We start from the raw sequence: 19049 nt of genomic DNA, 5'->3' as shown, positions 1-19049 counted from the left end.
GCAACAGCGCGGGAATGATAGAATCTAACCTAAAAAAACAAGTTGATAGATGCTTAAAGCAGCTATAACTTTATACTTTAGGCGTCGCAGGGCAATTCACTTGCCCGAAGATAAGACCGCGCGGCTTTTTATAAAAAAGCAACAGCGCGGGAATGATAGAATCTATTTAAAGAGATTATTGAGCAGCTTTTGCGCGCCATCTTTTACTTTATCATCTTTTATGTATTTATCTATGGCTTTTTCTGCTCCTTTGCTAATAGCTTTATTAGCTTCTGCCTTAATGAGTTCATTAGCATCAATGCTAATGCTAGGCGAGGCAAGCTTGTCGCGTGCTTTAAGATAAATGTATTTATCTTTAATTTGGATTTTTAAATCTGCATTAATCGTGCCTTTATCCGCATCTATGCTCGCACCCTGCGCGGCAATAGTAGTATTTGCACTCTTTAAGCCAATATCTGCGGTAATAAGCTTTTTGTTAATAGTAGCATTAAGCCCAGCATCTTCGTAAGCCTCTTTAGTAATATCAGTTTTTAGATATTTTGTCGCTAGCTCTGTTATTTGATTAGGCATAAGCTTGCCATTGCTTAAAACCGCTTTAAGCGTGCCTTTTTCGGTGAGCGTGTCGTAGTTTAAATCACCATTCATAGCGGAGCTAAACACAGGCTTTAACTGCGTGATTTCAAAGAGTTTTAGGGTATTTACATCTTTTAAAGTAGCAGTGAGTTTGTTATTATCTAGCTTTGCATCGATATTCCCGCCTAGTGATTGGGTATTAAAATCCGCATATAAAGAATCTTTAAATCTTGCCACGCCCTTAGCCTTAAAGTCTCCAGCTAGCTCAATGTCTGTTAGGAATTTTAGCTTTTTAAGATTAGGGATTATGGCTTCATAAGGGGCTTCAAAAGCCACATCATTAAGATTAATGCTTGTTTTTTGTAAAAGCACTTGAGCAATATCAGAATCTAGCCGCGAATTTGCCTCACCCACGCCTTGATTGAGGTTAATAGCAGATTTTAATGTAAAGTTTGTATCAGGCATATCCATATCAAGGGCTTGCTTCATTACAGCATTATTGGTAATGCCTTTTAGGGTAAGATTTGTCTTTGTCGAAATGCCCTTATCAAAGTCGCTCACTACAGAATCTGCATCAAGATTCATATTCGCATAGCGGGGTTGATAAATCATATAAAGCAGCGTATCTACTCTAAGATGTTTGATGCTTGCCTGCACATTTTGCGGCGCAAGCTCCACAAGTGTGGCATTATAAGTCGTATTTGAGCTAGCAAGATTTGAGCTGCCATTAATCACCAAAGATTCTTGCCCGCCTTTGACTTCACCTTTGGTATCAAAGCTGCCGCGTATAGGCATACCCACCAGCGGTGTGAAAGCCGATAAATCGCTTAATTGCACATCATAAGTGCTAAGTGTGGTAAGCGTTTTAAGCTGCGTTTCCCCGCTTGAGTGGATATTACCAATATTGGCGTTAAAGTTAAAATCATGTTTAAGCTTATCCATATCAAAGAGCGCATTTAGTGTGGTTACAAAGGTAGTTTTTGGCACTTCAATAGCAAAATCTTTTTTAATAAGTGCGCTATCAACTAAGCCTTGCGAAATGCTTAAAAGCGCGTTGCCATTAAGATTAAATTCTGTATCGCCTTTGATGTCAGCCTCAAGGTTAAGCGAGCCATTTGCGTAGGGCTTCAAGCCAGCCATAGCAAGGAATTCTCTAATTTGAGCATCTTGAATATGCGCTATAATGGAAGTTGGCGCAAAATCTTGCAGCACTACGCGAATATCGGTTAGAGATTTAGCAATATCGCTTGTGGTGTTGATTTCAAGTAATTGCAGTGTGCCTTTTGCTGTGGTATTAATAATAAAAGAGCCTTGCAACGGCGTATCCACAAGCTCACCAAGCGCGGATATATCCTTGGCATTTACCTTAAGCAGCAAATCAAGCGTTTGAGAAAATAGCGAGAAGTCGCCATTTAGCGTGATATTAATCTTATCGCCGTGATTAATGGCTACATCTATACTTGAAAACCTAAGCGCGAAAGTGTCTAAATCAAGCTTAAGCGGCGCGTATTTATCAATTTGGGATTGAATAATGGGCTTTAAGAGGGCATTGCCCGGGGGTGTGAAAAGCACACAGAAAATAATTACAAGTAAGGCGACAATAATGCCAACTAGCCACAACACAAATTTTTTCATTTTCTTACTCCTTTAGATGCAAATGCCATAATGCCATTCTTGACAACCATTATAAAAATCTAACTTGAAATATCAATTAATGCTTAATTTTTTAAATTTAGCTTGCAAGTCTCTGTAAGTTTTTAGAGAATCTCTTAGAATATGCAAGCTCGTGTTCATCTAAGCCCCATTTTCTATTGCTTCTATCATTGCATCTACGCTTTTATAGTTCTTTAGGTTTCCTGTTTTGTATGCTTTGCAATTCATTGTATTTATGGGCTAGATTCTATTTTAAATGGGGCATTTGGAGTGTTTTGTTTCTGCTAGCCATAATAATAAGCACAAAAATGCCTCCCACCATGAGCTTTACCCATAATGGCACGGGCATAGCCTCGCCAGCAGCATAGCTATGCATACCTGTGAGATAGAAATTCACCCCAAAATAAGTCATAAGAATAGAGAAAAACGCCACCACCGATGCGCTTGCAAAAATGAAAGGCAAATTGCTCTTAACCACAAAGCGCAAATGCAGCACGATAGCATACACACCAATGCTAATTAATGCCCAAGTTTCTTTAGAATCCCAGCCCCAATATCGCCCCCAAGACTCATTTGCCCACACACCGCCTAGAAAATTTCCAATAGTGAGCAAAAATAAGCCTAAAATCATACTCATTTCATTAAGCGCGCTAAGAGAGAGGATAGAGCTATCAATGCGCTTTATGCTAGATTCTATGCGTGCGATTTTTTTATCTTTTAAAATAAACATTAAAAGCGTAATAAGCCCAAGCATAAAGCAAAGTCCCAAAAATCCATAGCTTGCTGTGATGACAGAAACATGGATATTAAGCCAATAGGATTTAAGCACAGGCACAAGATTGCCAATTTGTGGGTCCATAAAGCCAAGATTTGCCACAAATAGCGTAATGCCAGCTAGAAAGCTTGCCGCACATAGCGCGAGATTTGAGCGTCTAAAAAATATCACGCCTGATAAAATAGATGCCCATGCAATATAGAGCATAGATTCATAGGCATTGCTCCAAGGTGCATGCTCGCTCACATACCACCGAATGCCAAGCCCGCAGGTGTGCAAAATAAAAAGCCCAAGCAGCAGTATATAAAATACTTTATGCGTTAAAGCCTTCATGGGCTTATTTCTTAAAATCCCACCTAGCACGATGATAAAAAGCACAATGCTAATAAGCAAATACGGATAAGTGAGCTGATAGAAAGGATTATATGTATTAAGCCATATTTCAGAATCTACCTTAGCTGATGAAATAAGCGTGCTTGCGCCATTTTGCTGCTGGAAGTTAGCAATGCCTTGCACAGCCTGCAGCGCCTCGCTCCAATTGTTTGTATCTAGCCCTTTTTGCATACCCTCTGCAAATTGCTTATAAATACTCATAAGATTTTTTGCTTTTTGCATATCTGCTTGTGCCACAGCGCTACTTATGGCTTCAAGCGGATAGAGCCATTGATTATTGCTCGCTTTGCTATCGGGGAAGATTCTAAGCACCTGCCCGGTGTAGATTAAAAATGCGTAATTAATGCGCTCATCAACGCTAATGACATCTTTTTCAAAAGTGCTGCGAGAAGCGGGACTTGTGAGATTAGCAGACTCAACATAATTTTGCAAAATATATTGCCCATCTTTAGTGAAAACATCAATATAAGCAATATATTTCTGCCCCTCATCTTTGCCTAGAATCTGCCTTAATTGCGGACTTTTAGTCGCTATCATTTGGATAGATTGCCACTCTTGTGGGTAAAAAATCATACCAAGTAGGATTTGCGTGGGATTAAGCCCTTGAAATGTGTTTTTTTGCGTGATTTTATGGATATATTCATTTGCGAGTGTGTGGATAGGCTTTGTGCGCCCTCCAAAATCCTGCACTAAGATTCTATCAAAGTCTTTAGCTAGCAAAGTAGTGCCTTGCAGAGCCTTTATCATAGCTGGAATATCCTGCATAGGCGGATTTATAGAATCTGCTTGAGTGGGTGATACATTTGGAGAGCCTGCAGATTCTGTATTTATAGAATCTAGCGCGCCTTCTTGCGTGGATTGTGCCATTTCTTGTGTATTTTGCGCGCTATTAGCCTGCGCATAGCTTAATTGTGGGTAGGCAAGCATAGAGCCTAGCACGACAAGGAGGGATAAAAATTTTTGTGTTTTTAAAAATCTGCCTAACATCATAAATCTCCCATTTTTATCAAAAAGCAGCCATATAGCTCCAAGTATGAGCATAGCATAGCCGATGTATGTGGGGAGCTTGCCGGGGTCTTTATTTACAGATAAAATCGTGCCTTGCTCATCGGGGAAATATGAGGACTGGAAAAATCTATATCCGTGATAATCAAGCACATTATTCATAAAAATCCTAAAAGGCATCGGAGGATTTTGCCCATCAAGCACCTCCACTTCGGAAGCATAAGAAGCGGGTGAATTAGAACCCGGATAGCGCTCAAGCTCAAATGCTTTAAGCCTAATGCTAAAATCAAGTGGGATTTTATCCACGCCCCACGCGAGAAATATTTTATAGCCTTGTGTTTGGAGTATGCTAATGCGTTCTAAAGTGGGGAAACTATCACCCTCTCTTAGAATCTGTGTGCGAAAAGTCTCACCTAAAAATGTAATATCGCTTGTGAGCGTGTAAAGCCCGCTTAAATCATCGCTTTTTAGCTCGCTAGTGCGGATATTTAGCGGTTTATCAAAAAAGGTAAAAGTATAATCTATGGGACGATTAATTTTATTATCGATATATGTGGGGATTTGGGCTGATTGCTCCTGTCCATTTGGGTCTTTCACTCCAATAAAAATATAATGCGTATTAGTCGCGATATAATCCACACTTTGCCCCTCTCTTATGCTCATAATGCCTTCAAACCCAAAATGCCGCGTAATCCCCGCGCCAATAATCATCACAATAAAAGAGGCGTGTAGTAAAAGCGCGGCATATCGCTTCCTTTGCCATGCTTTAGAGGTAATAAAGCAGCCAATAAGGCACAAAGCTAGCCATAAATGCAGCACTTCAAACCAAAAAGCATCATACACATAATACCGCGCAGCTATAGTGCCGTGAAATTTTTCTATAAATGTGGCTATCCCGCAGGCTATGGCATACACTGCCATAAGCAAAAGCACCATTTTCATGGAGCAAAAAAGTGTCTTAAGCATCTGCATTATTTCTCCTTATTTTCCCTTATTGAAGTGAAGCCTAACTGAAGGCGTTGTTGATTTCGCGTGCGATTTGCTCCTCTTTTTTATTTTCCCATGAGTGAGATTGCATATATTCTAGTAGGATTAAAAGCTGGCTGCTAGGGATATAGCCGGGAAGCTCATAGATTTTTTTGCCCTGAAAATCTAAAAATACAAGCGTAGGTGTAGGGCGCATAGGGGATTTGACATAAGATTCTGTAAGGGCGGCGGTGTTTAGCGAAGTTTTAGAATCCCCAAAGGTGAGATTATGGACTTTTGAGTAGCTTGTATTAATGTAATAAGGCACAAACTGGCTTTGTAGCATATTTTTAAGCGTGGCATTATCTTTAATATCATCTTTTAATTTATCGCAATATACGCAATTATTTTTGCCAAAGACAAGCAGCGTTACTTTATTTTTGTCCGCAAAAATATTTTTTGTATCTAAAAATACATCTTCTAAGCCTGCATAGCTTGCTTTATCTAGGCTTTCAGCTTGCTCTATGTGCGATTTTTGTGTATTTGAGCCTTGAGAGACTTTCACCTCGCCCTCATCATTACAGCCTAGAAATATAATGCCACTACAAATTCCAGCGCATATCCCAAATGTGCGTAATGCCGCTTTAGCCTTCACTTTGTCCTCCTTGAATGATATTAATAATGCTTTGTGCGAAATGCTCACTATCATTAAAGCACTTGCAAACGCGATATTCAGGGACATTGAGTTGTTTGGCAAGATTTTTATATAGAATACTTAGTTCAAAATCTGTCTCCGAATTATCTAGCGTAAAAGAGAGCGGAAAGAGTATGATTTTTTCATTTTTATATTTTTTAATGCTTTGTGCTGTGCTAGGCTCAAGCCACTTCATACGCCCGATTTTAGATTGATAACATAAGGCTATTTCTTTAAAGCATATATTTTGTGCTAAAAGCGCAGATTCTAGGGCTTTGGCAGTGGCTTTGCAGTGTTTTTGATAGGGGTCGCCTGCATCTATGCGCGATTGAGGCAGGCTATGGCTTGAGAGTAAAAGCACAAAATCACTCGCATTTGATGTGCCTAGCGTCTCTTTAATGCTTTTTACAATGCATTCAATATAATCTGTATGCGTATGATATGAGCTAAACTCTTGGAGTGTGGGATTAAACTGCAGTTTTTGAAGCGCGTCTTTGGCATCAAGGATTGAAGAATGGATAGTCGTGTAGGAAAATTGCGGATAGAGGCTAAAGAGTATGATAGAATCTGTGCCATTTTTTTGCAGCTCATCTAGCACATCATAAGCAAAAGGCGGTGTGTAGCGCATAGCAAAAGTATAATGCCGCTTAGAATCTAGCGCATTTAGCTTTTTTACAAGATTAACTGTATGTGTCATAAGGGGGGATTTGCCACCGATTTGTGCGTAATTTTTTTTCGCCTCTTCAAGGCGACTATTAGTGATAAAACTAGCAAGCATTTTGCGCAAAAAGTTATTTTTAATCCCAAGTATAAAGGGGTCATTAAACATATTTTTAAGGAATATTTCTACTTCAAAGAGGCTGTTTGGTGCGCCCATATTCAGCAGAACAACGGCTTGTGGTTTAATGGGGAATCCTTTTAAAGATGAGGTTAAAAAACTTAAGTGATAATAAATCACTAAATTAAAGAAGGAGTAAATATGCAGGAATTTCACTCTCCCGTATTGGAGGATACTTTTGTAAATCTTATGCTTTATCACAAGGTGTTTGCTGGCTTTTTTGCACTGCCATTTATCCTTAATCTCTTAGTGTTATTCTTTGGTGCTAAAAATTTGGTGGCGATGAATAAAAAAATTTGGTTTATCGCACCCATTACTTTCTTCCTCCTTTCTGTAAGCGTGCTAAGTGGTGTGAATCTATGGGCATTTGGGCGGCTTGAGCTTAATCTTGGTATGATTGCGATGATGACTTTTTGTGTCTTTGTGCTTATTGGAGAGATATTTCGCATACGCATTCTTAAAGTAGCGCGCCGAACGAGTATGGAGGCGATGATGAGTTACATTAAATTTTGCAAGATTTTGTATTTTTTAGATTTATTCTTTTTTGTTTTACTTTTTTGGTGGGTGTAAATGCAGTTTTTGTATCACCCTAACGCCAAAGACGCGCTCATAGAGCTAGATTCTAAAAATACGCATTATTTGCTTAAAGTGCGCCGTATGCGCATAGGGGAAGCTATAAATGTGCGTAATTTAAAAGATGATATGCTCTACACATATTCCATACAGAATCTGCATAAAAACTTACTTACTTTGTGCCTAGATTCTAAAAAAAGCGCGCCAAGCGTGATAACTACACGCCTGCATTTATTGTGGGCAATTATTGAACCAAAAGTGATTGAAAAAGCATTGCCATTGCTAAATGAACTAGGCGTGTGGCGCATTAGCTTTTTTTACGCGCAATATTCCCAGCAACATTTCACATTAAATATGCAAAGAATGCAGCATATTCTCATTCAGTCTTGCCAGCAATGTGGGCGTAGTAGCCTTATGGAACTTGATGTGTTTAAGGATTTTAAGAGTATATGCGAGGCATTTAGTGATTTTTACGCTTTTGATTTTGGTGGGGAGGATTGCAGGGATTTAGATTCTATAAAGGCAGATATAAGGGATAATATATGGCGCGTAATGATTGGCACAGAGGGTGGATTTAGCCCAAAAGAGCGGGCAAGATTTGCAAAAATCATAACTTTAAATGATACACTTATTTTACGCAGTGAGAGTGCGTGCGCGTTTGTGGCGAGCATGGCTAAAATGCTGTAATTTATACTTAAAAGAAACAAACATGCAAGAGAGGCAAATATGAAAATAGGCATTATTGGACTAGGGCTTATGGGCGGCTCTATGGGATTGGCTCTTAAAAAAATAGGGCGCATTCATAATAAGGAAATTAATAGAATCTTAGGCTATGATAAAAATGCCTTGCATTCGCAGCAGGCTTTAAATCTAGGGCTTGTTGATGAATGTGTGAGCCTAAAAGAGATGTGGCAATGTGATGTGGTGTTTTTAAGCGTGCCAGTTGATGGGATTATAGATATTTTGGCGCAAATTACGCCACAAGATGTGCGCAAAAATATGACGCTTATTGATGTGGGTGGGGCAAAGACGCATATTTTAGATTCTATACCCGTATGGCTTAGGCAGTATTTTGTAGGCGCGCACCCTATGTGCGGGACGGAGTTTTTTGGTCCTAAGGCAGCTTTTGAACATTTGTATGAAAATAATATTGTGATTTTGACAGATTTAGAGCAAAGTGGGGAATATCAAGCAGAACTAGCAAAGGATATATTTATTGGCATTGGTATGAAGATTCTAAAAATGTCCGCACAAGAGCATGATAAGCATGTAGCCCTTATTTCTCATATGCCTCATATTATGAGCTATGCATTGGCTAATGCGACTTTAGCGCAGGAAAATCCACAAACTATTTTAGCCCTTGTGGGTGGGGGATTTAAATCTATGAGCAGAATCTCCAAAAGTTCGCCGCTTATGTGGAGAGATATTTTTAAGCATAATAAAGACAATGTGCTGGAGGCTATGGCGTATTTTCAGGCGAAATTTGATGAGGCAAGACAATTACTTGAAAATGAGGATTGGGACGGCTTAGAAGCGTTTATGGCGCATGCAAATACATTGCAGAAATTTTTGTAATTGCTTAGTTTGTTATGGGCTTTGTTAGGATTTTTCATTACAATGCTTGATTTTATTTTAAGAAATGGGATTTGATGAGAAAAGTATTTTGCATTATGCTATTGCTGTGGAGTGTCGCGTGGGCAAAGGAGATTAGCGCGATTAGATATGAGGGGTTAAGCTCTATTTCAAATGTATTAGCTGATGAGATTATAGGCATTAAGGTGGGGGATAATCTTGATGTAGCAAAGGTTGATAAAGCTGTTGTGGCGTTGTATTCACAAGGGTATTTTGAGGATATTTATGCAGATTTTAGCGATGGGGTATTGACTTTTTATGTGAAGCAAAAGCCTAAAGTAGCAAGCGTTGAAGTCAAAGGCTATGGAAGTGAGCAAGAAAAAGAGACGCTGTATTCTCAAATTGGTATAAAAAAAGGTGATAGCTATGATGAGACTAAGCTTAATCGCGCCAAAAATGTCATACGCACGGTGCTAGAGTATCAAGGCTATTATGGCACGGTAGTAGAGGCTGATATGGCAAAAGTGGGCGATGATGCGTATGCGATTACTTTTAATGTCAATCAAGGTGAAAATATTATCATTAAAAATGCCCAATATGATGGCAGAGAAAAGCTCAAAGTCAAAGAGCTAGAGGAGCTAAGTGCTAATAGAGCAAAGCAGTTTATGGGCTGGCTGTGGGGGCGCAATGATGGTAAGCTAAGGTTAGCAGACTTAGAATATGATGGCGCTAGAATCCAAGATGCCTATATGCGAAAAGGCTTTTTAGATGCGAGCGTTTCTCAAGCTTTTTTAGATGCGAATTTTGGCGATTATAGTGCGAATTTGTATTATAAGATTAAGGAGGGGGAGCGGTATAAGGTTTCAGGCATTAAAATTATCCTGCATGTGCCTGTGATTGAGGAGGAGGAGCTGCGCAAGATTCTCAAAGTTAAAGAGGGCGTGTATTTTAATATCGAGGAAGTGCGCGCTGATGTGGAGAGTATCCGCCAAAAAATCGCAGATTTGGGCTATGCGTTTGCTAGAGTAAGCCCTGATTTAGACAAAGACCAAGAAAAAGCCGAAGTGAAAGTGCTTTATCTCATTCAAGTGGGACAAAAGGTAAGAATTAATGATGTGCTTATTTCTGGTAATTCTCGCACTGCAGATAGAATCATACGGCGTGAGCTGCTTTTAGCACCGGGCGATATGTATAAGCTTTCAGATTTAAGAGAATCTGAAAACGCACTCAAGCGGTTAGGATATTTTGGCAAAGTCAAAATTGATGAACGGCGTGTGAGTGAGAGCGCTATGGACTTGCTTGTGAATGTCGAGGAGGCACGCACGGGTGAGCTTATGTTTGGGCTTGGATATGGAAGCTATGATAAGCTTATGGTAAATGCCTCCATACGCGAGCGAAATCTCTTTGGCACAGGGCAGAGCGGGCAGATTTATGCTGACTGGAGCTATCGCAGGCAGCTTGTAAATGTTACTTTAAGCAATCCGCGTGTGCTAGATTCTAAATACAGCGCATCATTTAGCGTTTTTCACTCACTTTATTGGAATTGGGATTATAGGGAGCAAACTACAGGCGGGTCTATCACAGCTGGGCGACTGCTTACAAATACTTTGCGCGCTTCACTTGGCTATACGCTCTCCACCACGCGCGTTTTAGATTTTTACAATGCCGATACAGAGTGGCTTTATCGTCAATATCTCACAATTGATAGACCAGTCAAATCTGCCATTACGCCGGGCTTATACTTTGACAACACAGATGATTACTATTTCCCCAAAAATGGCGCGATTATTTCTGCGTATATGGAGTATGCTGGACTTGGCGGCGATGAGCAATATACAAAATTTTATGGCAAAATGGCGTTGTATTATCATTTTAAATCATTGCTAGGGATAGATTTAATTGCGCGTTACAAGACGCAGGCTGGAGCGATTATAGAAAATGGCTATGTGCCTATTACCTCGAAATTTTACATGGGAGGTATTTCTAGTGTGAGGGGGTATCAGGTAAGCTCTCTTACGCCTAGAGACCCTAGCGGGGCTATCCGCATTGGTGGAAACTATATGATGACGCATTCTGGTGAGTTAAGCTATGGTATTTTAGAAAAGGCACAAATGCGTATAGCTCTTTTTACGGATTATGGTATGATTGGTGTGGATAATCTTAGGGACACGGTAAGGGCGTCTTGGGGCTTTGCAGTTGAGTGGGTAAGCCCTATGGGACCCATTGTGCTTGTCTTTCCACGCCCGATTAATCCTCAACCAAATGATAGAACTTCAACTTTTGAATTTACTATGGGAACTAGATTCTAAAAGATTTGCTAAAGGAGGCAAGATGACAGATACATTTATGCATATTGAAGATACTCATAAAACAAAGCGTATAAGTAATGCTGAAATTCTAGATTTAATCCGCTATGGGGATTTGCGTGAGCTAGGGCAAATGGCAAGCGCGATTAAGGCAAAATTACACCCACATAAAATCACTACCTTTGTGGTGGATAGAAATATAAACTATACTAATATTTGCTGGGTGGATTGCAAATTTTGCGCCTTTAAGCGCAGGCTTGGTGAAGAAGGCGTGTATATTTTAAGCTTTGAGGAAATTGATAAAAAAATTGATGAATTATTAGAGATTGGCGGCACGCAGATTCTATTTCAAGGTGGCGTGCACCCAAAGCTTAAAATTGAGTGGTATGAAGAGCTTGTATCACATATTGCTACTAAATATCCTATGATTACTATTCATGGCTTTTCGGCTATTGAGGTAAATTATATTGCAAAAGTATCTAAAATTTCTATCCCTGAAACTTTAAAAAGACTGCAAAAAGCAGGCTTATCCTCCATACCCGGTGCTGGTGCGGAAATATTGAGCGATAGGGTAAGAGATGTTATTGCACCCAAAAAGCTTGATACAAAAGAATGGCTAGAAGTGCATAGAGAAGCGCATCGCATAGGTATGAAAAGCACGGCTACGATGATGTTTGGCAGTGTGGAGAATGATGAAGATATTGTGGCGCATTGGGATTGTCTGCGGCAGCTGCAAGATGAATTTGGCGGCTTTAGGGCGTTTATTATGTGGAGTTTTCAGCCGGATAACACACCTTTACAAAAGGAGTTTCCAAACATTCACAAAGCCTCATCAAATCGTTATTTGCGCCTATTAGCCTGCAGCAGAATCTACCTTGATAATTTTATGAATATTCAAAGCAGCTGGGTTACGCAAGGCTCATACATTGGGCAGTTAGCTCTGCTCTTTGGCGCAAATGATTTAGGCAGCACTATGATGGAGGAAAATGTCGTTTCATCTGCTGGCGTGTGTAATTCTATGAATCAACAAGAGATGATTGAGCTTATCAAAGATATTGGCGAAAATCCTGCCAAACGCAACACAGCCTATGAGATTTTGGAGCGGTTTTAATGAAAAAGTGGATATTTCTTGCATTATACATAGGAGGCATTATGAGCGCGCAAGATTCTATAAAAGAGGGAGCAAAGCTCACAAGCATTGAGATAAGGGGCGTGCAAGTGCCTTTTATTTTTGAGCAAAGCAAGCAATTGCCTGTGGGCAGCATAGAATTTATTTTTGTGGGCGGTGCGAGCGATGAGCAAAAAGATGGACTAGCAGCACTTAGCTCTAAGATTTTAAATGAAGGCACAAAGCAGCTAGGCAATGTGGAATTTGCTAAAAAATTAGAAAGTAAAGCCATAAGCATTTATGCGGGGGCGAATTTACAGACTATGAGCTTTGAAATCTCATATTTAAAGGAGTTTGAGGATTTAAGCTTTGAGTTTTTCAAAGATTTGCTTTATAATCCAAACCTTACGCCAAATGCGCTAAATAAAGTTAAAATGCTTACACTTAATCGCTTAGCAAGGGAGGAAGATGACTTTGATAGTGTGGCGAGTAAAAATCTTTATCAGATTCTCTTTAAAGGCACACGTATGGCAATACCGCTTTTAGGCACTAAGCAGAGTATAGAATCTATTGAGCTTAAGGATATAGAGGCGTTTTTAAAGCGTAATCTTGTGCTAAGTCGGCTTATTGTCGTAGCTGGCGGAGATGTGAAGGAGGAGGCTCTAAGGCAAAAGATTATTAGCACCTTTTCTGCGCTGCCTGTGGGAGAGGGCAGGCAGAGGGAGTATTATAAAACTTCGCGTGAGGTAGATTCTATAAATGTCGATAAACCCACAGAGCAGGCTTTCATATACTTTGGCGCGCCCTTTGATATTAACAATAAAGAGCAAAATTATATAGCGCGCGTGATGAGCTTTATACTTGGAGGCTCTGGCTTTGGCTCGCGCATAATGGAGGAAGTGCGTGTAAAAAGGGGGCTAGCGTATTCAGCCTATACGCGCATTAATTTAGATGGCTCGGCGGATTTTATGAGTGGATATTTGCAAACAAAGCTTGAAAATAAAGATGAGGCGATAAAGGTCGTAAAAGAAGTGATTAGGGATTTTGTAGATAATGGAGTGAATGCACAGGAATTAAGCGCGGCGAAAGCATTTTTGCTAGGTAGTGAGCCTCTGCGTGAGGAGACACTCTCCCAAAGGCTTAATGCGACATTTAGCAATTATTTTAAAGGCTTGCCGCTCAATCAGCATAAAAAGGAGCTAGAGCTTATACGCAACCTTAGCTTAGAAGAGCTAAATGCCTACATTAAGGCACATAGAGAGATTTTAGATTTGAGCTTTAGCGTTGTTGAGTAGATTCTATAAGGCTTAGGGCTTTCATTACTCGTAGGACATGGGCTTTATTAGATTCTATATCTTGCGTTAAAATAAGATTGGCAAAAAAATTAATAGAGCTATCAAGCGGGGCAGCTTGTGAGAGCTGTGGGGATTCTTGCGTGCCTATGCGGTATTCTACCATTTTCTGATAGAGGCTTGTTTTATCAAACTCATCTTTTATTACCACCCCCGTATCAAAGAGTGTGAGTTTTTCTTTTTTAGTCTCATCATAAATAGCACTTTTTTTGCTCCCGCCAATAATCATCTCACGCACTTTAATAGGGCTAAGCCATGAGACATTAATGATAACAATAATGCCAGATTCTAACTCTATATTAATATTTGCTAGCGCGTCGTTTGGGTAGTTAAGGTATTTTGTAGCAAAGGTAGAGACTTTGTGAATATGCAAACCCACAAGATAGTCAATAATGCTTAAATCATGGATAGCCAAATCCCAAATCACATCGACATTGCTTTGAAAAAGCCCGAGGTTAATGCGCCGCGCGTTGATATAGACAATCTCACCAAAGCTAGCAATATGCTGTTTTAGATAATTTACCGCAGGCGAGTGCAAAAAAATATGGTCGCAATAGAGGCATAATTGCGCGGTTTTGGCTAAATCATACAGGGCTTTAGCTTCTTTGAGATTTGTAGTGAGGGGTTTTTCTACAAAGGCGTGTTTTTTATGCTCTAGTGCAGCTTTAGTAAGCGCAAAATGCGTGTGTGGCGGCGTGATGATAAAAATAGATTCTATATTTACATCATTTAAAATATGCCCATAGCTTTCATACAGGGCTAGCTTATAATCCTCATAGGCTTGATTTTGCGCAGCTTTATCTTCATCATAGATAGTTATGAGATGAAAAAAAGGGCTTTTTACGCAGGCTTTGGCGACATTGCGCCCCCAATATCCATAGCCGATAATAGCACAGCTAATAGGTGCGCTCATAACTTGCCTTGCAGTGCTTTAAGTGCTACATAAACAGCAGATATATACTCATCATAAGCCATACGCCCGCCCTTGTGGTAGATTCTATAAATTCCGCGCTGCTGCTTTTTACAAAAAGCCGCGTGCATCTTGCCCAAATAAGCAAAGCTCATCTGTGCGCCTAAAGTTATAGCCGCTTTTAAGCATCTATTAACTTCATATTTTAAGGTTAGATTCTATAAATATACAGGCTGCGCATTATAAGCCATTATATTAAATGCGATTATGATGTGATAGTGTAAAATATGGGCATAAAAGGCGGGTGTTTTATAGAGTGCTTAGCGGGCAAAAGCGGCGTAGTTAAGCGACATTTAAACAATCTTTAGCTAAAAAGCTTGATTTTTTATGCCAATAAAACGACTTAACATAGCTAATAACTTCGATTAGTTAAAACTTCTTGGGAGGGCAGAAATGGCTTTAATGATAAATAATGAATGTATTGCGTGCGATGCATGCGCTGAAGAATGCCCCAATGGAGCGATTGAGGAGGGAGACCCTATTTATAGTATTGACCCTGATATTTGCACAGAGTGCGTAGGCAGCTATGATGAACCTAGCTGCTTGTCTGTATGCCCCGTTGATGCCATAGTCCCAGACCCTGATAACATCGAAAGTATAGAGGAGTTAAAATATAAGTTTGAAACCCTACAAAAAGGGGAGTAATGGCAAAAATTACCTCTGTGATAGATATTGGCTCAAATTCCGTCCGTATGGCAATTTTTCGCAAAACTTCGCGTTTTGCTTTTCACCTTATTTATGAGATTAAATCAAAGGTAAGAATTTCGGAGGGCTGCTATGAATCTGGCGGCGTGCTTGGCGAAGTGCCGATGAATCGCGCCATTTTGGTGCTAAGAGAATTTGTCCAAATTAGTAAAGCCCAAAAATCGCGCAAAATCTTTTGCGTAGCTACTTCTGCTCTGCGTGATGCGCCAAATGCAAAAGTCTTTTTGGATAGAGCAAGGAGAGAGTGCGGGCTTTCTATTAAAGTCATTGATGGTAAAAAGGAGGCGCTTTATGGGGGCATAGCGTGTGCTAATTTGTCTCACTATAAAGATGGCATTACTATGGACATAGGCGGGGGTAGCACAGAGTGTGCGCTCATTGAAGAAGGCAAAATCGTTGATTTAATTTCGCTTAATATTGGCACTATTCGCCTAAAAGAGCTATTTTTTGATAAGAAAAATAATATACAAGGCGCTAGAGACTACATTGAGCAGCAGCTCAAAAGCGTGCCTGCGCATTTTAAGCATAGTCGTGTATTTGGCGTGGGTGGGACTATACGTGCATTGTCAAAAATGATAATGAAGCATAAAAAATACCCCATACAAGAAGTGCATGGCTATGAAGTTGATGTCGCACAGAATCTGAAGTTTTTTGAAAAGATTTCGCAATCTAGCGAGGATAAATTAGAATCTATGGGCGTAACACAAGATAGAATCGATAATATCCGCAGTGGCTCGCTTATTTTGCAGATGTTTCTTGCGCAATTTGGCACAAAGCAAATCGTTACAAGCGGTGTGGGCGTGCGCGAAGGAGTGTATTTAAGCGATTTATTACGCGGACATAAAAATACCTTCCCTAAAGCCCTCAATCCTTCGGTGAGCGCTATAGAAGACCGCTTTATGCTTGATAAAAAAAACGCAGAAATGACGCGCAGAGAATCTCTAAAAATTTTTGATGCGCTTTTCCCCATTCATAAACTTGATGCGCATTGTAAAAATCTTTTAAATACAGCCTCGTATCTCTCTAGCATTGGGCGGATTCTTAATTTTTATAACGCAAATTATCATGGCTCATATTTTTTGCTCAATGCCTTAGAATATGGCTTTTCACATGCCGAGCGTATGAGTATTTGCCTGCTTGTAGAATATAGTGGGAAAAAAATCCCACAAAATGAGAGCATAGCGGGCATAAGCGATATGATGCCAAAGCTTTTAAGCCTGCAGTGGCTAAGCTTTATGCTAGCCCTTGCGGAGAGCATTTGCCGCAGTGAAGATAATGTGCAAATTCGCTATGAATATGTAAAACCTAAAACCTTAAAGATTTATACGCTAGCAGAGCTGTATCTCGCGCGAGAGAATATTGCTAAACTTCACAAACCAGAGCCATTGCAGATTGAATTTGTAAGGGCGCAGTAGGTCGCAGTGAAGTTAGCCCAACATAGCCATGTATTTAAAATAGCTATCGTGCGCTTATCAAGCCTTGGCGATGTGATTGTGGGAGCATGCGCCCTGCCTTTTATCCGCACGACTTTGGAGCAGATGTATCCGCAGGGCGTGAGTATTACTTGGGTTGTGGATAGTGTGTTTGCTCAAGTGCTGCAAAATAGCCCATGTATTGAGAACCTCACTATTATTTCACTTAAAAAAGAGGGTATAAAGGCTTTGCCTATAATTGTTAGAGAACTTGCTCAAATAGGGTATTATGATAAAGTTATTGACATGCAAGGGCTTATTAAATCTGCTTTGTGTGCACGACTTATTAAAGGTCGGGAGTATTGGGGCTTTGCGTGGGATTCTATAAAAGAGCCTGTGGCAAGTCTATGCTACACAAAAAAGGTGCATATGGCTTATAGTGAGCATATTTTAAAGCGTAATATGCACCTACTTTGCGCAGCTTTTAATATCCCATACAATCAAGCCTATGATTATTATGCATCGCGAGGCAGTGCCTTTGGCGTGGATAAGGACGCTAGTGCACGCGTTAAGGAAGTTTTTATAGAATCTATCCCGCCAGATTCTATAAAAAGCCATAAAACGCAATATGTGCTTTTAGTGCTTGAATCATCTCTAGAATCTAAAAGCTATCCTGTGAGCTTATTTGCTGAAGTTATAGAGCAGCTTTGCGTGCATAGGCACATTTATATACTGCTTTTGTGGCATAATAGCAATAAGGCTAAGATATTAAAGACCTCCTTTGCTAATGTGCATAATGTCGTGCTGCTCCCACATCTTAACTTAAATGAGGTGAAAGCATTAATGCAAAAGATAGATGTAACCATTGGCGGTGATACTGGCATTACACATTTAGCATGGGCTATGCAGAGGGCTTCTCTTACACTTTATGGCAATACTCCGCCTAAGCGATTTGCGCTAAATGGTGAGCATAATCGCTTTTTGTGTGGGAGTGAAAATCCAAACTATAAAAAAGATGATTTTAGCATTGCTCATATTTTGCCAAGCGCTGTGTATGAAAGCGCTATGATGATTTTGCAAGATGTGGGGCAAAGCAAGATTTGCAGCGATATACAATGAGTGAGATTCTCTAAATTAAGGGCGGTTAGGGTTATGAGCGCGTGGATTATTAGAGCAGTGGTCAATGTATTAGGATTTTATCTTGCCAAAATGCCTCATAGGTGCTTTGTGTGGCATATCAAGACCTTGGCTTTTATGTTTAGAATCTGCGATAAGCGGCGCAAAAATGACGCGCAAGCAAACTTAGATTTTGCCTACGGGGAGGATTTAAGTAAGCAAGCAAAGCGTGAGATAATTAAAGGCTGCTATGAGAATTTTGCTTTTGTGCTACTTGAAACTATTCGCGTTACATTTATTCCTATAGAGCGATATACGCAGCGATTTAATTTTGTTGATGAGCATTATATTTTGCAATCTTTACATAAAGATAAGGGTGCGGTGCTTATTTCTGCGCATTATGGGCTTTGGGAGGCTATGGCAAGTGTGCTACCTCCGCGCTATAATTGGTGCAATATGGCTTCACTAGGGCGATTAACACCATTTGATGCGATTAATCGCGTGATTATTGCGCGGCGTGAGGCGCAGAATGTAAAATTTATCGACAAAAAGGGCGCATTCAAGCATTTACTTAAGCTTTATAGCGCGCCAAATGCACTTGCTGGAATTTTGATTGACCAAAATATTGCTCAAAGTGAGGGTGTGTGGGTGGAATTTTTTGGCAAAAGGGCTACTCACACTACTATTGCTTCTGTGCTTTCAAGGCGCTTTAATGTGGGCATTGTACCAGTGATGATTAGCATAAATGAGGGCTTTAAAAGCTTTGAGGTGCGCTTTTATCCGCCAATTTACTGCCCAAAGAGTGATGATAGCAAGGCAGATATATTAGAGGCTACGCAGGCTCAAGCAAATGTCGTGGAGCGCGCTATTAGAGCAAAGCCTAAAGATTGGTTTTGGTTTCACAAGCGTTGGAAATCCGCTTATGGGGAAATTTACAAGTCCTAAGCCCACTTTAAGCTTTAAGCCTGTAATATTTCACTCCCATTTGATTGAGCTTCTAGTCTCTTCTCTTAGGTTTTCATTACAAAGTTTTTAGTT

General features: G+C 40.0%; 16 protein-coding genes. 10 read left to right on the top strand and 6 right to left on the bottom strand.

Translation table 11 applies throughout. From position 1 onward, the window contains the following. Window positions 1–162 precede the first annotated feature (162 nt). From LS71_RS06120 to hemH, 4 genes are all read right to left on the bottom strand, one after another. On the bottom strand, window positions 163–2208 hold the full coding sequence (locus LS71_RS06120; protein ID WP_034355989.1) for a hypothetical protein: 2046 nt from the start codon (window positions 2206–2208) through the stop codon (window positions 163–165). Between the two features lie 265 nt (window positions 2209–2473). Beyond that, the gene (locus LS71_RS06115; protein ID WP_034355992.1) at window positions 2474–5371 is read right to left on the bottom strand and encodes a cytochrome c biogenesis protein; all 2898 of its coding nucleotides are present in this window, start codon (window positions 5369–5371) and stop codon (window positions 2474–2476) included. A gap of 34 nt (window positions 5372–5405) precedes the next feature. After that, window positions 5406–6020 (bottom strand): SoxW family protein, encoded by a 615-nt coding sequence (locus LS71_RS06110; protein WP_238700362.1) that lies wholly within the window; start codon window positions 6018–6020, stop codon window positions 5406–5408. Continuing rightward, complete coding sequence (gene hemH, locus LS71_RS06105; RefSeq protein WP_275050991.1) at window positions 6010–6966, bottom strand: ferrochelatase; 957 nt, start codon at window positions 6964–6966, stop codon at window positions 6010–6012. The genes LS71_RS06110 and hemH overlap by 11 nt, the downstream gene beginning before the upstream one ends. Before the next feature lie 72 nt (window positions 6967–7038). On the opposite strand from hemH, the gene LS71_RS06100 reads away from it, so the two are divergent. The 6 genes from LS71_RS06100 to LS71_RS06075 all read left to right on the top strand — a co-directional run bounded on the left by LS71_RS06100 (window position 7039) and on the right by LS71_RS06075 (window position 13751). After that, on the top strand, window positions 7039–7467 hold the full coding sequence (locus tag LS71_RS06100; protein ID WP_034355998.1) for a hypothetical protein: 429 nt from the start codon (window positions 7039–7041) through the stop codon (window positions 7465–7467). After that, window positions 7468–8157 carry a 16S rRNA (uracil(1498)-N(3))-methyltransferase gene (locus LS71_RS06095; RefSeq protein ID WP_034356002.1) on the top strand — a complete coding sequence of 230 codons (690 nt, stop codon included), beginning with the start codon at window positions 7468–7470 and terminating at the stop codon, window positions 8155–8157. It abuts the gene before it with no gap. Between the two features lie 39 nt (window positions 8158–8196). Further along, entirely contained in the window at window positions 8197–9045 is an 849-nt protein-coding gene (locus LS71_RS06090; RefSeq protein WP_034356005.1) for a prephenate dehydrogenase, read from the top strand. A 74-nt stretch (window positions 9046–9119) separates the two neighbouring features. Continuing rightward, window positions 9120–11351 (top strand): outer membrane protein assembly factor BamA, encoded by a 2232-nt coding sequence (gene bamA / locus LS71_RS06085; RefSeq protein WP_034356008.1) that lies wholly within the window; start codon window positions 9120–9122, stop codon window positions 11349–11351. 22 nt (window positions 11352–11373) lie between these two features. After that, window positions 11374–12459 (top strand): dehypoxanthine futalosine cyclase, encoded by a 1086-nt coding sequence (locus LS71_RS06080; protein WP_052058129.1) that lies wholly within the window; start codon window positions 11374–11376, stop codon window positions 12457–12459. Next, window positions 12459–13751 (top strand): M16 family metallopeptidase, encoded by a 1293-nt coding sequence (locus tag LS71_RS06075; RefSeq protein WP_238700361.1) that lies wholly within the window; start codon window positions 12459–12461, stop codon window positions 13749–13751. Before LS71_RS06080 ends, LS71_RS06075 begins: the two co-directional genes overlap by 1 nt. On the opposite strand, the gene LS71_RS06070 is transcribed toward LS71_RS06075, so the two are convergent. Next, window positions 13735–14721 carry a Gfo/Idh/MocA family protein gene (locus LS71_RS06070; RefSeq protein ID WP_034356014.1) on the bottom strand — a complete coding sequence of 329 codons (987 nt, stop codon included), beginning with the start codon at window positions 14719–14721 and terminating at the stop codon, window positions 13735–13737. The two genes, LS71_RS06075 and LS71_RS06070, sit on opposite strands and share 17 nt — an antisense overlap. Next, window positions 14718–14873 carry a hypothetical protein gene (locus LS71_RS09450; RefSeq protein WP_194145675.1) on the bottom strand — a complete coding sequence of 52 codons (156 nt, stop codon included), beginning with the start codon at window positions 14871–14873 and terminating at the stop codon, window positions 14718–14720. The genes LS71_RS06070 and LS71_RS09450 overlap by 4 nt, the downstream gene beginning before the upstream one ends. Window positions 14874–15171: 298 nt before the next feature. Between LS71_RS09450 and LS71_RS06065 the strand changes: the two genes are divergently transcribed. The 4 genes from LS71_RS06065 to LS71_RS06050 are packed head-to-tail and all read left to right on the top strand — an operon-like array spanning window position 15172 to window position 18956. After that, entirely contained in the window at window positions 15172–15423 is a 252-nt protein-coding gene (locus LS71_RS06065) for a YfhL family 4Fe-4S dicluster ferredoxin (RefSeq protein WP_034356017.1), read from the top strand. Beyond that, on the top strand, window positions 15423–16898 hold the full coding sequence (locus LS71_RS06060; RefSeq protein ID WP_034356020.1) for a Ppx/GppA phosphatase family protein: 1476 nt from the start codon (window positions 15423–15425) through the stop codon (window positions 16896–16898). Before LS71_RS06065 ends, LS71_RS06060 begins: the two co-directional genes overlap by 1 nt. Window positions 16899–16904: 6 nt before the next feature. Beyond that, window positions 16905–18014: a lipopolysaccharide heptosyltransferase I gene (gene waaC, locus LS71_RS06055; protein WP_052058131.1), complete on the top strand. Its 1110-nt coding sequence runs from the start codon at window positions 16905–16907 to the stop codon at window positions 18012–18014. After that, on the top strand, window positions 18015–18956 hold the full coding sequence (locus tag LS71_RS06050) for a lipid A biosynthesis lauroyl acyltransferase (RefSeq protein WP_275050988.1): 942 nt from the start codon (window positions 18015–18017) through the stop codon (window positions 18954–18956). Window positions 18957–19049: the final 93 nt, after the last annotated feature.

The organism is Helicobacter jaachi, from assembly GCF_000763135.2.
In the GTDB taxonomy this organism is placed as follows: Bacteria; Campylobacterota; Campylobacteria; order Campylobacterales; family Helicobacteraceae; genus Helicobacter_C; species Helicobacter_C jaachi.
The sequence above is the reverse complement of the archived record's forward strand: the minus strand, read 5'-3'. Positions and strand labels throughout refer to the sequence as shown.

Excerpts from the sequence above, each read along its gene's own strand:
- LS71_RS06120 (WP_034355989.1), bottom strand. The coding sequence starts at position 2,208 with ATGAAAAAATTTGTGTTGTGGCTAGTTGGCATTATTGTCGCCTTACTT.
- LS71_RS06115 (WP_034355992.1), bottom strand. The coding sequence starts at position 5,371 with ATGCAGATGCTTAAGACACTTTTTTGCTCCATGAAAATGGTGCTTTTG.
- LS71_RS06100 (WP_034355998.1), top strand. The coding sequence starts at position 7,039 with ATGCAGGAATTTCACTCTCCCGTATTGGAGGATACTTTTGTAAATCTT.
- LS71_RS06095 (WP_034356002.1), top strand. The coding sequence starts at position 7,468 with ATGCAGTTTTTGTATCACCCTAACGCCAAAGACGCGCTCATAGAGCTA.
- LS71_RS06090 (WP_034356005.1), top strand. The coding sequence starts at position 8,197 with ATGAAAATAGGCATTATTGGACTAGGGCTTATGGGCGGCTCTATGGGA.
- bamA (WP_034356008.1), top strand. The coding sequence starts at position 9,120 with ATGAGAAAAGTATTTTGCATTATGCTATTGCTGTGGAGTGTCGCGTGG.
- LS71_RS06080 (WP_052058129.1), top strand. The coding sequence starts at position 11,374 with ATGACAGATACATTTATGCATATTGAAGATACTCATAAAACAAAGCGT.
- LS71_RS06075 (WP_238700361.1), top strand. The coding sequence starts at position 12,459 with ATGAAAAAGTGGATATTTCTTGCATTATACATAGGAGGCATTATGAGC.
- LS71_RS06070 (WP_034356014.1), bottom strand. The coding sequence starts at position 14,721 with ATGAGCGCACCTATTAGCTGTGCTATTATCGGCTATGGATATTGGGGG.
- LS71_RS09450 (WP_194145675.1), bottom strand. The coding sequence starts at position 14,873 with ATGAGCTTTGCTTATTTGGGCAAGATGCACGCGGCTTTTTGTAAAAAG.
- LS71_RS06065 (WP_034356017.1), top strand. The coding sequence starts at position 15,172 with ATGGCTTTAATGATAAATAATGAATGTATTGCGTGCGATGCATGCGCT.
- LS71_RS06060 (WP_034356020.1), top strand. The coding sequence starts at position 15,423 with ATGGCAAAAATTACCTCTGTGATAGATATTGGCTCAAATTCCGTCCGT.